Genomic DNA, 15,163 nt, shown 5'->3' with positions numbered 1-15,163 from the left:
TATCGATTCGCGGAAGCCACAATAGCCGGATTCAAAGTGTTAAAGCGTCTTTGTGCGCCCGGACGGACGCACCACGCTCCGATGGTGATCGCCCTTCAATAGCATCCGACCGTGGACAATGCGCGAGCGCTCTCGCGAAACCCACAGGAGAGCTGAGGTCAGGACTGGATCGGCACGGCTACTTCTTCTTGTCGAAGCTGTCGCGGATTTCCTCGATCGATTCATGGATGCGGCTGCGCAGGATATCGACGGATTCCGTGCCCGACTTGCGTACGATGGAGGCTACCTCGCCGGCATTCTTGACGGCAGCCTCGAATGAGCGCTTGGCGAAGTCGGCCTGCCTGGAAATCAGCTCCTGCGGATTGCCTGGAGCCCTAAGCCCCTGGGCGGCCTCGGTGATCTCATGCAAGGCTTCCTGCAGCATCTCGCGCTGCTTCGCCACCAGCGACGAGGCTCCGGAGGCCGTCGCCTTGACCGATTGTTCCAGCGCTTCGAGATTCTTGCGGTGATGGCCGATGATCGTGTCGACATCGACCGCGGGCATCTTCAGGTCGCGCCCGAATTTCGAAAACATGTCCATGAAGGATTCCGGTTCCGGCTTCTTCGCCATGGCTCGCTCCCGTTTGGCTCCGGGCGTCCCCCGGAGGTCGCCAGGTCAGCATAGACGAGCAAGGCTGCCGGTCAATTCGCAAGCACCAGCAACTCGAGTGAATACAGCGCCAGACCGGCGAGACCGCCGATCAGCATGCCGTTGAAGCGGATATATTGCAGGTCGCGGCCGATGTTGATCTCGATCAGCCGGGTCAGCTGGCCGAGATCCCAGCGCTTGACCTGTTCGGAGATGAAACCGGAAACACCGCTTTTCTGGCTTTCGACGAACGAGGCGAGTGCCACGACGAAACCGGCATTCATGTCGGCGCGGATATGGGGGTCGCGCGCCAGGTTCTGGCCGACTTCAACGAACAGACTGGTCAGGTGCCTTCGCGTCATCGAATTGGGCGACGCGACGTCCTGCTCGATGAAGCCACGCATGCTTTTCCAGACATCCTGCGCCAGCCCGCGCAACTCCGGTCGGGCGAGGAAGTTGCGCTTCAGCTGCTCGGCGCGCCTGGCATAGTCAGGCGAATGGCGAAGCTGGTCGATGAAACCGTGGACGAACTGGTCGAACTCGCCGCGCAGCGGATGGTCGGGATCGCCCCTGACATCTTCAAGCAGGGTTGCAGCCGACGCCACGATCCGCTTGAGCAGATAGGCATCGGCCCGGAACAGATTGAACACCGACGGCAGCTCTTCCCTGATCTTTTCGCGCAGCACGGCCAGAGCCTGCTCGTCGCTGAGGAAATTGCCGATGATCTTGGTGAACTCGTCGAGCAGGCGCTGGTGGCGGCGGTCTTCGGTGAAGGCTGTCAACAGCTCCGCCGCCAGCGGCGCGACCTCGACCTTGCCGATGCGCTCCAGCATACGGCGCGTCGCGAAATCCCGCAGGCCCGAGCCTTCGATCGCCTGCAGCATCTGCGGCACCAGCCGGCCGACAAAAACCGACAGCCCCTCCGCCCTTTGGCGGTCCGACAGCCAATCGGCGACGAGCGCTGCGAAATCCACTTCCTTGAGCTTCTGCCGCACCGGCTCCGGCGCCAGGAAGTTGGATTCGATGAAACGGCCGAGATTGTCGGCGATCCGGTTCTGGTTGGATGGAATGATTGCCGTATGCGGGATCGGCAGCCCGAGCGGCCGCTTGAACAGCGCCACGACCGCATACCAGTCGGCGAGGCCGCCGATCGTCGCCGCCTCAGCAAAGGCGGCGACAAAACCGAGCCACGGCCAGCGCCCCTGCAGCGACTTGGCGAGGGCAAAGATCGCAACGCAGACAACCAGTGCGCCCGTTGCGATGAACTTTGTCCGCCGCAGGGCGGACAGTTTGGCAGTCTCATCGGAACTCAACGCGCGAACAGCCGCGGGCATGACGTCGCCGTTTGCTGCAGCCATTGCAGGTCCATCCTTGCTCATGTTCCGCCCTCGCATGCGGCGGCCGGGTCGACGCGACAAACATGTATCATGCCGGTCAGATATCGAGACGGCGCGCCCGATTACAACCCTTCCGGCAAATCAGATATCCTCATCCTGAAAAGCCTGTGCTTGAAAGGGTGATGCCGGGAGCGCGCAAACCCAGGCGACCGGGATCGCCGATCTGCGACGCATCGCTGAGCGCAGCCGCGCCTCGTCGAGGCAGGTCAGGCAGCAATGGCCTTGCCGGCACCGCGCCTGCTGAGACCGGCAGGCCAGTCGGCATCGAGACCTGCCTCGCCGTCGAGTTCGATGATGCCGTTGGTCTCGCCCTGCTGGAAGCTGAGCTTGGCATCGAAACGCCGGGCCAGGGCCTTCATGGCGCTGTTGTTGGCGTGAGTCGTCACCTGCAGCCTGAGGTAGCCGAGCCCCCTCGCCTGGGCAACGAGGCGCTGGAACAACCGTCCGCCGATGCCCCGGTTCTGGATTTTGTGCTCGACGCTGAAGGCGATTTCGGCCGTCGGCTCGCTCTCTTCGGCGCGTTCGTGCAGCTCGGCGGCGGCAAGTACCTTGTCGCCCTCGACATAGCCGATGACCGTCGCCCCCTCGCGAAAGCTGCGTTCGGCGTAGGCTTGGAGAAAGCCGTCATGGGTCAGGCCGTTGAAGCGGTCGCGCCGGCTCTGGTCGTCAAGTCTCAGCAGATGTTCGGCAAAGCGGGGCAGATCGGACGGCCGCAACTGACGGATTACGCCCGTCAATGGCCTTTGTGTGCGTACGATCTGTTCCATGTCGCAGTCCTCATGGGTTCCTCCCTGAGTCTCCCACTCCCGACACGGCCAATATTGTGCAGCGCAGCATCAAAATCAACCGTTTTGACCTTTACGTAAATGCAAGGCTGCTATGCGCCACAAATATGACTATCGTCGTCATATATAATTTGAAACCCTGTCTGGAATTGTTCTAAGGTATGGGCCATATTAGCCGGACTCGCGGACTCAACGCAGAGCAAGGAACACGCAATGCGCCTCACACGCCAGACCAACTACGCCATGCGCATCCTGATGTATTGCGCGGCCAACGAAGGACGGCTGAGCCGCGTTCCTGAAATCGCCGCTGCCTACACGGTGTCGGAACTGTTCCTGTTCAAGATCCTGCAGCCGCTGGTCGAAGCCAAGCTGGTCGAGACGGTGCGTGGCCGCAATGGCGGCGTACGCCTTGCCAAGCCGGCCGACCAGATCTCGCTCTTCGATGTCGTCCGCGTCACTGAAGAGAGCTTCGCCATGGCTGAATGCTTCGAAAACGACGCCGCCGAATGCCCGCTTGTCGACAGCTGCGGCCTGAATTCCGCTCTGCGCGAAGCGCTCAACGCGTTCTTCGAGGTGCTGGCGCGCTACACCATCGCCGATCTGGTTGCCGCACGTCCCAACATGCGTGACCTGCTCGGGCTGCACTTCCCCGAGCCCAGCGCCCTGGCGAGCTGATACGGGCTCAGGCGACGGCCGACTGCGGCAGCACGAACGGGATGTTTTCCTGAGGCACGGCGCCGACGCGCAGTCGGCAGCCAAATACTTTTTCGATCAGACCATCGGTGAGCACGGCCTGCGGGGCACCCGCGGCCGCAAGCTTGCCGCGATGCATGACGCAGATCTGGTCGGCATACATCGCCGTCAGATTGAGGTCGTGCAGGATCGCGACAACGCCGCCGCCGCGTCGCGCGAAATCGCGGGCGATGTTCATGATGATCAGCTGGTGCTTGATGTCGAGGCTGGACACCGGCTCGTCGAGGAACAGATAGCGCGGCTGCCCGTCCAGCACCGGCGCCCACACCTGGCACAAGACACGGGCAAGCTGCACACGCTGCTGCTCGCCGCCCGAAAGCTCCTGATAGAAGCGTCCGGCAAAGCCTTCGAGATCGACCCGGGCCAACGCCCGCTCCGGCAACCTGTCGCCCTCGCCCGCCAATGCGCCTGAGCGGCCGCCCGTCACGCCAAGCTTGACGATCTCGCGGACGGTGAACGGGAACGACAGAGCCGTCGACTGCGGCAGCACCGCCCGGATGCTTGCCGATTCCCATGGCTTCAGCTTCGCCGCATCGCGGCCATTGAGCGACACCTGGCCCGAATAGGCCAGTTCGCCCGTCAGCGCTCTCAGGAAGGTCGTCTTGCCGGAACCATTGGGTCCGACGATCGCTGCCAGTTCACCCGGACGCACGGTGAAATCGACATCGCTGACGATGCGCGTGCTGCCGATCGACACCGAAACCTGGCGTGCTTCGATCATGAGTACCTCACAGTTCGCCGCATCAGAGATCGACGACGCCGCGCTTGCGCAGCAATATCCACAGGAAGAACGGGCCACCGACGGCCGCGGTGATGATGCCGATCGGCAACTCGGCGGGTGCTACTATGGTGCGGCTCACCGCATCCGCCAGCAGCAGCAGGCATGCGCCCAAAAGCGCCGACGCCGGCAAAAGGTAGCGGTTGTCGGGTCCGATCGCCAAGCGCAGCAGATGCGGCACGACGATGCCGACAAAGCCGATGCCGCCGCTGACCGCCACCGAAGCGCCGATTGCCGCCGAAACCGCAACGATCGCCACATATTTCAGCCGCTGGACCGGAACGCCGAGATGGCTTGCCGTCGCCTCGCCCAAGGCAAGTGCATTCAGCCCCTTGGCCATGAAAGGTGTCGTCGCCAGGGCCAGGACGATGATCGGGCCGGCACCCGCGATCTTCAGCCAGGTCGCGCCGGCGAGCGAGCCGAGCTGCCAGAATGTCAGGTCGCGAAGCTGCCTGTCGTCGGCGATGTAGACCAGCACGCCGGTCAGCGCCATGGCCATCGCGCCCAGTGCGATGCCGGCCAAAAGCATGGTGGCGATCGAGGTGCGGCCCTGTCGCGTCGCGACATTGTAGAGGATGATGGTGGTGAGCAGGCCACCGCCAAATGCCGCAAATGGCAGCGCGTAGCTGCCGAGCAGGGCCGTGAACGGTGCAAGCACGGTTGCGCCCAGCACGATCACCGAGACGGCGCCCAGGCCCGCGCCGGCCGATACACCGACCAGGCCGGGATCGGCCAGCGGGTTGCGGAACAGGCCCTGCATGACGGCGCCGGAGACGGCAAGCGCGGCCCCCACGAGCATGCCCAGCACGATGCGCGGCAAGCGAATGTCGTAGACGATGACGCTGTCGCGCATCGACAGCGCCTCGTTAACCGGCGTCGCGCCGAACAGCCAGCTGCGGACAAGCCCCAGCGCCGAGGCGTCGGAGGCGCCCCATGTCAGGCTGAACAGCGCCGTTGCCGCCAGCGCCAGGGCAAGCAGGCCGATGACCAGCAAGGCACGAGCGGAGCGGTCGCCGTCGACACGGCGACCTCTCTCCTGCACGCCGGCGCCGCCGACGATCGTTTCATCCACCACTGTCCCGGCCTTACTTCTTGACCGCGTCGCCATAGAACGCAACGGCGAGATCCTTGATTGCGGCTGCCGTGCGCGGGCCAAAGCCGAGCAGATAGGCACCGTCCATGCGGATGACGCGTCTGGCCTGGCCAGCAGGCGTCGAGGCGATCGCCGGATGGGCGAACAGCTCGGCATCCGGAACGGCGCTGCCGCCGCCACGATCCATCATCAGGATCACGTCGGGCTTTGCCGTGATCGCGGCCTCGTCGGTCAATTGCTTGTAACCGGGGTAGCCCTCGACCGCGTTGACGCCACCCGCAAGTGCGATGATGCCATCGGCAGCCGTATGGTTGCCCGACGCCAGGATCTTGCCGCCCTGCATGCTGAGAATGAACAGCACGCGCGTGCGCTTTTCCTGCGGAATGTCCTTGGTGAGCGCCTCGGCATCGGACAATTGCTTGCCGACGTCGGCGGCGAGCGCCTCGGCCTTGGCGTCGGCGCCGAGCGCCTTGCCGACGATACGGATCTTCTGGAGGATGCCGTCATGGCTGAAGCCTTCAGGCACCTGGATGTAGGGAACGCTCGCCTTCTTGAGGACGTCGATCGCTTCCTTCGGCCCACTGCCTTCGAGCGCCAGGATGCCGGTCGGATTGACCGACAAGACGCCTTCTGGCGACAGCGCCCGCATGTAGCCGACGTCGGGCAGCTTGAAGACTGCTTCCGGATAGACGCTGGTTGAGTCGCGGGCAACCAGTGCCTTCTCTTCGCCGAGCGCATAGACGATCTCGGTGATAGATCCGCCGACAGAGGCGACGCGAGCGCGGTCAGGGAAAACAGTGGCGCCCTCGACCGCCATGCTGGCGGTCCCGGTTGCCAGCAAGACCGACAGGCTGAGTGCGGCCGAGCGAAGCAGCCGTTGGGGTGTCGACATCTTGTGCTCCTCAGGCCGCGTTCTGCTGCGCAACAGGCAGGGCTTCGACCAGCTCGCGCCAGTCGGCGCGCTCGTCGTGGCCTTCCTTACGCTTGCCGAAGAACTGGATGATCATCTCGCCGTTTTCGTCATAGGCCTCGACCGAGGTGACATGGCCATCCTTGGTCGGCTTGCGAACCGCCCAGAGTTCCTGGACGTGATCGGTTCGGAGATGCAGGTGGAACGTCTCGTCCATCACATTGAGCCACGGGCCCATCGGCTTGATGTTCTTAACCGAGCCGGAATGGATCTGGATGCAGCCATGATTACCGACGAAGCACATGATCAGCTGGCCGCTTGCCGCCGCCTTGTCGAAGACGGCCGGCAGCGCGTCATGTTCCAGCCTCCAGGCATAGTCCTGGCCAACCATGCGCATGGCCTGCTGGCGGCCGAGCTTGAGCGACTTCAGCATACCGAAGAACTCATGCGTGTCGGTCAGTTTGCTCCAGCGGTCGCGCAACTCCTCAACACCGGTCGACGTCTCCTCGTCCGGCGACTTCACCATTGAAGGAACCGTCACGATCGACGGGTCCTGATTGTCGCTGATCAAGGTTTCGACCAGCTTCTGATATGCATAGAGGTTGGAGGCCGGACGCAGGTGGATCTTGTGCACCGCCGTGCCGGCGGCGTCGAAGAACTGCAGGCTGCGGCGGATGTCGTCGCCATCGCGCTTTTCGACGGCGAAGCCGTGAACCCAGGCCCTCGGAAAGATCCGGAGGTCGATCTGTTCTCCGAGCACCATTGCGGCCTGGGTGCCGGGCACGACCTTGTCGTAGATGCCGATCTTCTCATGGACCGCGCTTTCGTTGCGGGTCAGGGCCATGACCTCGCCGACGGCCTCGATGCCGGCGAGCAGGTCATTGACGCGCGGTTCGATGCGAACGACACCCTCGCCGCAATGCGCGGCCACCAGTTCAGCTTCGGAAATGCCGAGCTGGCTGGCGAGATCGCGCTCGCGCATCTTGGGGTTGTCAGTTCGCGCCCGCCTGATTTCGTGTGGGTTGGGCCTTACGCGCTGGTCCATTTGAAAACACCTACTTGTTGAGAATGAGTTTGCCCTGACGGGTGATCTTGAGGCGGTAAAGCGCACCGCCATGGTCGATGCCGATCTCGAAATCACCGAGGAACAGCGACTCGCTGGTCAGCGTCCTGGCAGCCGATCCGGCGATCGGACGCGGCGCCACCTGGGCGTCCGGCCGGCGATAACCCTGCCGGAACTGACCAGAACGGAAATGGTTCGGATTGTGTGAATTCATCTCATTCCACTCCTTCATCCGTCCGCCGCGCCGGAAAAGTCCGGTCGAGGCCGTCATGTTTGAATCTATTAGTTGACTCGTACATTCATGTTTACTAGTCAGTGCAATACCGGAGTGATCAAGTCAAGATTTAAGACGTGGCCGGCGAGCGAAAAATTGCTAGCGAGCGAAAAGCAAGCCAGCACGGGACATTTTTGGAGTGGGACATGGGGCTAGTGGGTCGGAATAAGGCAGCTCTGCTGGGCGGAGCTGCAATGGCGGTGTTCGTGGGCGCGCATGCGGGCTACGCGCAGGAAGCCAAAACCACTGAGCAGGACAAGAAGCCGCGCGTCACCGTCCTGCAACGCCTCGTGGTCAGCGCCGGCGTCGCCAAGGTCGCCATCGACACGCCACAGGCGGTGACCGTCGTCGAGCAGGAAGACATCGACCGCCTTCAGCCCGAGACGATCGGCGAGATCATTCGCGCGACGCCCGGCGTCAACGTGACCGGCTCCGACAGGCTGCTTGGCCAGAGCTTCAACATCCGTGGCATCGGCGCGCCCGAAAACACCGGCGACGGCGGCCGCATCATCGTCAATGTCGATGGCGCGCAGAAATTCTACGAGCAATATCGCCTGGGATCGTTCTTCTCGGACCCGGAACTCTACAAGCGCGTCGAAGTGCTCCGCGGGCCGGCCTCCTCGACGCTCTACGGTTCGGGCGCCCTCGGCGGCGTCATCAATTTCGAGACCAAGGATGCCTCCGATTTCATCGCCGAGGGACAGACCGGTGCCCTGCGCCTGAAGAGTTCCTGGAACAGCAACGGCAATGGCTACCTGGTGAATTCCGTGCTTGCCCAGCGGCTTGGCGACAACGCCGAGTTCCTTTTGACCGGCAACTACCGCGCTTCCGACCCCTACGAATCCGGTAACGGCAAGGAAGTCATCGGCACCAATTTCAAGGCCTGGTCCGGGCTCGCCAAGGGCACGTTCAATGTCGGCGACGAGGGCAAGCTTCGGCTTTCCTACCAGCAGTGGGATTCCGACCTCGAAGATCAGCAGCTGTCGCAGACGAGCGCCGCCGCGTTCTTTGGCCTCATCGACCGTCACATCATCGACCGCACGGCCGTGGCGTCTTACGAGAATCCATTCTCCGACAACGACATGCTCGACGTGAAGGTGTCGGCATCATATTCCAATACCTACAACGAGCAGCGCAACGCGGACCTGCGCAACCCGGGCCCGGGAAACCCGGGCTGCGGCACCGGCTCGTTCGCAGTCGTCTGCGACTCGAACTACGGCTATGAAACCTGGCAATTCAATGCCCAGAACACCATGGAGTGGGCTGGCAACAATTGGGAAAACCACCTGACGCTCGGTTCGCAGTCGAGCTACCAGACCCGCAAGGCCGAGGCTTTCCGCAATGATGGAACGCAGTTCCCGGTCACCTTCCATCCCCAGGGCACGGACCTCAAGACAGGTGTGTTCGTTCAGAACGAGTTCGTCTGGGACGATCGGCTGACCGTCATCCCCGGCATGCGCCTCGACTGGCACAAGCTGACACCGGACGATGCCTTGAACGCGCCATCAAGTGACGACACCGCCTTCTCGCCAAAGATCGCCGCCCACTACAAGATCAATGATACCCTCGCCGTGTTCGGTTCCATCGCCCATACGGAGCGGTTCCCGACCATCGACGAAGTGTTCTCCACCGCAAGCTCGTCATCGACGTTCCTGCCAAGCCTTGGGCTAAGGAAAGAACAGTCGAACAATTTCGAGGCCGGTATCGCCCTGTCCGGGTTCGACCTCGCGCAGACTGGTGACAGCGGCCAGTTGAAAGTCACCGGCTTCTACAACGACGTGAAGGACCTTATCGCCCTGAACCGTCCCTTCCTGCCAGGATTCAACAACAAGCAGGGTTTCACCAACATCGACCAAGCCGAGATTTATGGCTTCGAGATCGAGGCGGCATACGATTCCGATTATGTTTTCGCCAATGCGGCCTATTCCTACGTGGTCGGCAAGAACAAACTTACCGATGCCTATCTGACGACCGTGGCGCCACACGAGCTGGCGTTGACGCTTGGAGGCAAGCTGCCTGATTACGACCTTTCGTTCGGCTGGAAGGCACGCATCGTGGCCGGCCCGCAGGATGCCGCCCGCGACGGAACCTCCGCCCCAGTCAGCGATCCCACCTCGACACGCTTCGCCAAGGCCTTCAACACCCACGATATCTTCGTCACCTGGAAGCCGCAGGACGGCCAACTCGCCGGCTGGGAAGCCAATTTCGGCGTCGATAACATCTTCAACAAGCAGTACAAGGAGTTCCTGATGAACGACGATGCCAAGGGCCGTACGTTCAAGGTCTCCCTGTCCAAGCAGTTCGGGTGGTAATCGTGCGCTTTGGCGTGAACGCGTTGTCGCCTCTGGTCGCGGCAGCACTGGTTGCCGCCACAGGAATGGCGGGCGCCCAGAGCGCCCCGCCGGCCCCGGCACTTGTGCTTGAGCTCAACGCAGCCCAACCGTCCGACAAGGGCTGCCGCTTCACCTTCATCGTCACCAACAATCTCGGCGCCGAGCTGTCCAAGGCGGCGTTCGAGATTGCGCTGTTCAACGAGGCGGGCGTCGTCGACAGGCTGACGGTGCTCGATTTCAAGGACCTGCCGGCCGGCAAGACCAAGGTCACGCGCTTCGACCTGTCAGGCACCGACTGCGCCAAGGTCAGCCGTGTCCTGATCAATCAGGCCACCGATTGCACCGGCGGCGGGATCGACGCGGCGGCCTGCCTCAAGGCGCTGCGGACCGAAACCAGATCCGGCATCGCCTTCGGCATCTGAGACCAGCCTTGCCCAGACTGCTGTCCCCCGGCGCCCGCCGCATCGAAAGGCATAAACGCATGTTCGGACTGAACAAATTCGATCAGATTGTGAAACGCCGGGGCGACGGCCTGCTGACCGAGATGCGCGAGCTGTTCGACCGCCTGGCGGCGATCAGGGCAAGTGAAAACGTAACTGACCTGGCCAGCTACCGCGCCCAGTCGCCGGTCCAGGCCGGCCCGAGCCCAAGAACCGCCGGTGATGGCACCGGCGCCAATGTTGTGTCGCTACGCAGCGCTCAAAGGACTACAACAGCGCAACGCAAGGCCCGTTGAAAGGAAGACAATGTACATCGCAATGAACCGCTTCAAGGTACAGACCGGCTCCGAGACCGCCTTTGAAGACGTCTGGAAGAACCGCGACTCGTCGCTCAACGAGATGACGGGCTTTCGTGAATTCCACCTGCTGCGCGGCCCGGTGAACGAAGCCGAAGGCTATACGCTCTACGCGTCGCACACGACCTGGGCGAGCCAGGACGACTTCGTCGCCTGGACCAAGTCGGAAAACTTCCGCAACGCCCACAAGAACGCCGGTTCGTCCAAGGCATCCTATGTCGGCCATCCGCAGTTCGAGGGTTTCTCGGTCGTCGAAGGCGCCTGACGATTGACCGACCTCGCCCGCAGCATTCCGGTCATGCCCTCGCCCGACATCGGCGAAAGCCGCGATTTCTATCGCGACAGGCTCGGTTTCGAAGTCATCGCTCCCGAAATGGACGACTATCTGATCGTGCGGCGCGGCGAGATCGAAATCCATTTCTGGAAGTCGGACGACCGCAAACTGCCGGAGGTGACATCCTGCTACATCAGGGGTGGCGAGGTTCCCGCCCTTCACGCCGAGTTTTCGGCGCGCGGCGTGGAACGGCTCAGCCCGTTCACCGTGCGGCCATGGAACATGAAGGAATTCTACGTCCACGACCCGCATGGCAATCTGCTGCGCTTCGGCTGCGCGCCGGAAGAATTATGAAAAAGGGGCAGGCCCACGCCTGCCCCTTTCGTATTGTGCGAGCGTGATCCTGCTCGGCTTTAGGCAGAGGCCAGCAGGCTGGCATTGCCGCCGGCGGCCGTGGTGTCGACGCAGACAGCGCGTTCATGGGCGTAGGCAGCCGGGTAGATCACCTCGCTGATCAGCGGAACGATCGGCCCCTTGCGCTCGGCGATGACCTTGCGGACGATGCGCGTGCTTTCTTCCGTGCCCGAATAAGCCACGACATCGACATCAAGTGCGCGCGCTTCCACCGGGTCGGGGCGACCGTCGATCGCGGCGATCGGCAGATCCTTGCCCATCAGGGCATGGACGGCGGCCGGCGCACCGGGCGCAACGGCCAGGACCGCATTGCCGGCGGCCAGCGCCTGGATCGCCTGGGCAAGCAGGGTCTCGGCGTCAGGGCCAAGGCACAGAACGCGCCCGCGCGGGTTGAGCGACAGCGTGTTCGCCTCGCCGGTCGGTCCGGGCAGGTCGACCTGGCCGAAGTCGATGCTCGCCGCAGCCGCGATGGCCGCCGCACCCTTGCCGCGCAGATGCTTGCGCAGCACGGCGATGCGATCGGTGCGCGTCGCCCACTCGCCGGCATCGACGAGATTGTCGACCAGCTCGGTCGCCGTGACCTTGCGGCCCTCCGGCAGCACAGCGCCCGCCTCCGGCGACTTGCGGAAACGGCGGAGATAATGCGGTCCGCCGGCCTTGGGCCCGGTGCCCGACAGCCCCTCGCCGCCAAAAGGCTGCGAGCCGACGACGGCGCCGATCTGGTTGCGGTTGACATAGATGTTGCCGGCATGGATGCCGTCGACGATGTGCTGGACGCGGCCCTCGATGCGGGTGTGCAGGCCGAAGGTCAGGCCGTAGCCCTTGCGGTTGATCGCCGAAATGATGTCGTCGATCTCATCGGCCTCGAAGGTCGCGACATGCAGCACCGGCCCGAAGACCTCGCGCTCCATCTCCTCGATGCCTTTCACCTTGAAGACATGCGGCGCGACGAAGCGGCCATCGGCCGGCGCGTCGAGCTTGGCGATCAGCTTGCCCTTGGCTTCCATCGCAGCGCAATAGTCGCGGATCGAGCTCTGCGCTTCTTCGTCGATGACTGGGCCAACGTCGGTCGACAACTGCCACGGATCGCCGATGGTCAGCGCATCCATCGCGCCTTTCAGCATCTCGACCATCTTCTTTTCGACATCGGTCTGGACGTAGAGCACGCGCAGGGCCGAGCAGCGCTGGCCAGCACTCTGGAACGACGAGGCCAGCACGTCGCGGATGGCCTGCTCGGGCAATGCGGTGGAATCGACGACCATCGCGTTGAGGCCGCCGGTCTCGGCGATCAGCATCGCATCGGGCGCCGCCGTCTCGGCCAGCTGCTTTTCGATCAGCTTGGCAACGTCCGTCGAGCCGGTGAAGCAGACACCAGCGATGCACGGATCGGCCGTCAGCGGTGCGCCGACGGTCGGGCCGTCTCCCGGCAGGAGCTGGATCACGTCTTCCGGCACGCCGGCCTCGCGCATCAGGGCCACCGCACGCGCGGCAATCAGCGGCGTTTGCTCGGCCGGCTTGGCAATGACCGAATTGCCGGTGACCAGGGCCGCCGCGATCTGGCCGGTGAAGATGGCGAGCGGGAAATTCCACGGCGAAATGCAGACGATGGCACCGCGCGCCTCGGTGCCGGCCTCGGTCTTCTCAGCCTCGGCAGCGTAGTAGCGCAGGAAGTCGACCGCCTCGCGCACCTCGGCGACGCCGTCCGACAGCGACTTGCCGGCCTCGCGTGTGGCGAGCGCAAAGAACTCGGCGGCATTGGCCTCGTAGAGATCGGCTGTGCGGCGCAGGATGGCAGCGCGTTCGGCAACGGGCTTCTTCGCCCAGGCCGGCTGTGCTTCGATGGCAAAACGCACGGCCGTCGGCACCTGCTTGGCCGCAGCCTCGGTCACCGTGCCGACGATGTCGTCGGGCCTGGCCGGATTGGTCACCTTGCGCGACGCGCCGTAGCCGGCGGCGCGGGTAACCGGCTTGGCGCTCCAGCGGTCCGGCCCCTTGAATTCCGCCTTGGCCTTGTCGAGCGCTGCCAGCGTCACCGGGTCGGTGATGTCCCAGCCCTTGGCGTTGATGCGGCCAGCGCCGAAGATCGCCGAAGGCGTCGGGATCGACGGATTGGATGCCGTCCCTTGCGTCTCCACCGTGTCGAGCGGGTCGCGGGCGATGTCCTCGGGGGCGACGTCCTCGTCGGTCAGTTGGTGGACGAAGGACGAGTTGGCACCGTTCTCCAGCAGGCGGCGGACCAGATAGGCAAGCAGGTCGGAATGGGCACCGACCGGCGCATAGATGCGGCAGCGCGTGCCCTCTGCCTTGCGCACCGTCTCGTGCAGCGCCTCGCCCATGCCGTGCAGGCGCTGGAACTCGAATGAGGTGCGATCCGTGGCCATCGACAGGATGGCGGCAACGGTGTGGGCGTTGTGGGTGGCGAATTGCGGGTAGATGCGGTCCGTCATCGACAACAGCTTGCGGGCACAGGCCATGTAGGAGACGTCGGTGTTGGCCTTGCGGGTGAACACCGGATAACCCGGCAGACCCATCGTCTGGGCGCGCTTGATCTCGGTGTCCCAATAGGCGCCCTTGACCAGGCGCACCATGATGTTGCGGTCGAGCTTGTTGGCGAGCGCATAGAGCCAGTCGATGACAAAGGCCGTGCGTGGGCCGTAGGCCTGGACGACGACGCCGAAACCGTTCCAGCCTTCGAGCTGCGGACTGGCCAGCACGCCCGCAATGACGTCGAGCGACAGGTCGAGCCGGTCAGCTTCCTCGGCATCGATGTTGAGGCCCATGCGCGCATGCTTGGCGGCGAGGCACAGCGACAGCAGGCGCTCAGTCATGACAGGCAGCATCTCGTCCTTGTGCGAGACCTCGTAGCGCGGATGCAGCGCCGACAGCTTGACCGAAATGCCGTGATTGTAGCGGATGTCGGGGCCGTTGGTGCCATTGTCGAGCGACGAGATCGCCTCGGCATAGGCACGGTGATAGCGCAGCGCGTCAGTCTCGGTGCGGGCAGCCTCGCCCAGCATGTCGAAGGAATAGAGATAGCCCTTCTGGATCATCGAGCGGCCGCGCTTGACCGCCTCGGTGATGGTGCGGCCAAGCACGAACTGTTCGCCCATCTCGCGCATTGCGGCTGCAACCGCGGTACGGATCACCGGCTCGCCGAGGCGGCGGACCATCGAGCGCAAGGTGCGTTCGATCGAACCCTCGCCTTCGTCGAGCACGCGCCCTGTCAGCATCAGCGCCCAGGTCGACGCATTGACGAAGATCGAGCTCGAACCGCCCGAATGCGACGACCAGTCATGCGGCGCGATCTTGTCCTTGATCAGGTCGTCCATCGTCTCGGTGTCGGGCACGCGCAGCAGCGCCTCGGCCAGACACATCAACGCCACGCCTTCCTTGGTCGACAAGCCGTAGGCGGAGAGGAAAACCTCCATCAGCCTGGGATCGGTCGAGCCGCGCACGGCACGCACGAGATCGGCGGCACGGGCCGAGATCGCCTTGCGGTCGTCCTGGGAAAGGTTGGCGAGAGCTGCCAGCCGCTTCACAGCGGCGGCTTCGTCGGGGAGATAGTTGGCGCGGATTTCCTGGCGGATGGCGTCGAGCGCGGGCATGGCGATCCTGTAGAGCTGTTGCGGCTGCGCCGGGCGAACCATCGCTCCCGGCATTTGGTC

Annotated in this window: 15 protein-coding genes; 6 read left to right on the top strand and 9 right to left on the bottom strand. The window is 63.7% G+C overall.

The genetic code is table 11. The features are described 5' to 3' along the window. Positions 1-178: 178 nt before the first annotated feature. The 3 genes from SLT36_RS14275 to SLT36_RS14265 all read right to left on the bottom strand — a co-directional run bounded on the left by SLT36_RS14275 (position 179) and on the right by SLT36_RS14265 (position 2,792). Positions 179-610, bottom strand: coding sequence for a phasin family protein (locus tag SLT36_RS14275; RefSeq protein ID WP_067961147.1), 432 nt, complete (start codon positions 608-610; stop codon positions 179-181). 71 nt (positions 611-681) lie between these two features. After that, complete coding sequence (locus SLT36_RS14270) at positions 682-1,986, bottom strand: DUF445 domain-containing protein (RefSeq protein WP_432283245.1); 1,305 nt, start codon at positions 1,984-1,986, stop codon at positions 682-684. Between the two features lie 245 nt (positions 1,987-2,231). Continuing rightward, entirely contained in the window at positions 2,232-2,792 is a 561-nt protein-coding gene (locus SLT36_RS14265; RefSeq protein ID WP_432283244.1) for a GNAT family N-acetyltransferase, read from the bottom strand. Between the two features lie 231 nt (positions 2,793-3,023). On the opposite strand from SLT36_RS14265, the gene rirA reads away from it, so the two are divergent. Then, entirely contained in the window at positions 3,024-3,485 is a 462-nt protein-coding gene (rirA, locus tag SLT36_RS14260) for an iron-responsive transcriptional regulator RirA (protein ID WP_067961133.1), read from the top strand. A 7-nt stretch (positions 3,486-3,492) separates the two neighbouring features. On the opposite strand, the gene SLT36_RS14255 is transcribed toward rirA, so the two are convergent. The 5 genes from SLT36_RS14255 to hemP are packed head-to-tail and all read right to left on the bottom strand — an operon-like array spanning position 3,493 to position 7,621. Then, the gene (locus SLT36_RS14255; RefSeq protein ID WP_432283243.1) at positions 3,493-4,284 is read right to left on the bottom strand and encodes a heme ABC transporter ATP-binding protein; all 792 of its coding nucleotides are present in this window, start codon (positions 4,282-4,284) and stop codon (positions 3,493-3,495) included. A 22-nt stretch (positions 4,285-4,306) separates the two neighbouring features. After that, entirely contained in the window at positions 4,307-5,416 is a 1,110-nt protein-coding gene (locus SLT36_RS14250) for a FecCD family ABC transporter permease (protein WP_432283242.1), read from the bottom strand. A gap of 10 nt (positions 5,417-5,426) precedes the next feature. Continuing rightward, complete coding sequence (locus SLT36_RS14245; protein WP_432283241.1) at positions 5,427-6,326, bottom strand: heme/hemin ABC transporter substrate-binding protein; 900 nt, start codon at positions 6,324-6,326, stop codon at positions 5,427-5,429. A gap of 10 nt (positions 6,327-6,336) precedes the next feature. Next, positions 6,337-7,389, bottom strand: a complete 1,053-nt coding sequence (locus SLT36_RS14240) for a hemin-degrading factor (protein WP_432283240.1) — start codon at positions 7,387-7,389, stop codon at positions 6,337-6,339. Between the two features lie 10 nt (positions 7,390-7,399). Next, on the bottom strand, positions 7,400-7,621 hold the full coding sequence (hemP, locus tag SLT36_RS14235; protein WP_432283239.1) for a hemin uptake protein HemP: 222 nt from the start codon (positions 7,619-7,621) through the stop codon (positions 7,400-7,402). Positions 7,622-7,875: 254 nt separating this feature from the next. Here hemP and SLT36_RS14230 point away from each other — a divergent pair, with 254 nt between their 5' ends. The 5 genes from SLT36_RS14230 to SLT36_RS14210 all read left to right on the top strand — a co-directional run bounded on the left by SLT36_RS14230 (position 7,876) and on the right by SLT36_RS14210 (position 11,438). Further along, entirely contained in the window at positions 7,876-9,993 is a 2,118-nt protein-coding gene (locus tag SLT36_RS14230; RefSeq protein ID WP_432283238.1) for a TonB-dependent hemoglobin/transferrin/lactoferrin family receptor, read from the top strand. 65 nt (positions 9,994-10,058) lie between these two features. Continuing rightward, positions 10,059-10,436, top strand: a complete 378-nt coding sequence (locus SLT36_RS14225) for a hypothetical protein (RefSeq protein WP_432288342.1) — start codon at positions 10,059-10,061, stop codon at positions 10,434-10,436. Between the two features lie 59 nt (positions 10,437-10,495). Continuing rightward, positions 10,496-10,750: a hypothetical protein gene (locus SLT36_RS14220; RefSeq protein WP_432283237.1), complete on the top strand. Its 255-nt coding sequence runs from the start codon at positions 10,496-10,498 to the stop codon at positions 10,748-10,750. A 10-nt stretch (positions 10,751-10,760) separates the two neighbouring features. Further along, the gene (locus SLT36_RS14215) at positions 10,761-11,075 is read left to right on the top strand and encodes an antibiotic biosynthesis monooxygenase family protein (protein WP_432283236.1); all 315 of its coding nucleotides are present in this window, start codon (positions 10,761-10,763) and stop codon (positions 11,073-11,075) included. 3 nt (positions 11,076-11,078) lie between these two features. After that, the gene (locus SLT36_RS14210) at positions 11,079-11,438 is read left to right on the top strand and encodes a bleomycin resistance protein (protein ID WP_432283235.1); all 360 of its coding nucleotides are present in this window, start codon (positions 11,079-11,081) and stop codon (positions 11,436-11,438) included. A 59-nt stretch (positions 11,439-11,497) separates the two neighbouring features. On the opposite strand, the gene putA is transcribed toward SLT36_RS14210, so the two are convergent. Then, a complete protein-coding gene (gene putA, locus SLT36_RS14205) occupies positions 11,498-15,103 on the bottom strand; it encodes a bifunctional proline dehydrogenase/L-glutamate gamma-semialdehyde dehydrogenase PutA (RefSeq protein ID WP_432288340.1) in 3,606 nt (1,201 codons plus the stop codon). Positions 15,104-15,163: the final 60 nt, after the last annotated feature.

This window comes from Aminobacter sp. BA135 (assembly GCF_050859125.1).
Lineage (GTDB): Bacteria > Pseudomonadota > Alphaproteobacteria > Rhizobiales > Rhizobiaceae > Aminobacter > Aminobacter ciceronei.
This window is presented reverse-complemented; position numbering and strand designations above follow the sequence as displayed.

Excerpts from the sequence above, each read along its gene's own strand:
- SLT36_RS14240 (WP_432283240.1), bottom strand. The coding sequence starts at position 7,389 with ATGGACCAGCGCGTAAGGCCCAACCCACACGAAATCAGGCGGGCGCGA.
- SLT36_RS14225 (WP_432288342.1), top strand. The coding sequence starts at position 10,059 with ATGGCGGGCGCCCAGAGCGCCCCGCCGGCCCCGGCACTTGTGCTTGAG.
- SLT36_RS14255 (WP_432283243.1), bottom strand. The coding sequence starts at position 4,284 with ATGATCGAAGCACGCCAGGTTTCGGTGTCGATCGGCAGCACGCGCATC.
- hemP (WP_432283239.1), bottom strand. The coding sequence starts at position 7,621 with ATGAATTCACACAATCCGAACCATTTCCGTTCTGGTCAGTTCCGGCAG.
- SLT36_RS14215 (WP_432283236.1), top strand. The coding sequence starts at position 10,761 with ATGTACATCGCAATGAACCGCTTCAAGGTACAGACCGGCTCCGAGACC.
- SLT36_RS14220 (WP_432283237.1), top strand. The coding sequence starts at position 10,496 with ATGTTCGGACTGAACAAATTCGATCAGATTGTGAAACGCCGGGGCGAC.
- SLT36_RS14270 (WP_432283245.1), bottom strand. The coding sequence starts at position 1,986 with ATGGCTGCAGCAAACGGCGACGTCATGCCCGCGGCTGTTCGCGCGTTG.
- SLT36_RS14265 (WP_432283244.1), bottom strand. The coding sequence starts at position 2,792 with ATGGAACAGATCGTACGCACACAAAGGCCATTGACGGGCGTAATCCGT.
- SLT36_RS14230 (WP_432283238.1), top strand. The coding sequence starts at position 7,876 with ATGGCGGTGTTCGTGGGCGCGCATGCGGGCTACGCGCAGGAAGCCAAA.
- rirA (WP_067961133.1), top strand. The coding sequence starts at position 3,024 with ATGCGCCTCACACGCCAGACCAACTACGCCATGCGCATCCTGATGTAT.
- SLT36_RS14275 (WP_067961147.1), bottom strand. The coding sequence starts at position 610 with ATGGCGAAGAAGCCGGAACCGGAATCCTTCATGGACATGTTTTCGAAA.
- SLT36_RS14245 (WP_432283241.1), bottom strand. The coding sequence starts at position 6,326 with ATGTCGACACCCCAACGGCTGCTTCGCTCGGCCGCACTCAGCCTGTCG.
- putA (WP_432288340.1), bottom strand. The coding sequence starts at position 15,103 with ATGCCCGCGCTCGACGCCATCCGCCAGGAAATCCGCGCCAACTATCTC.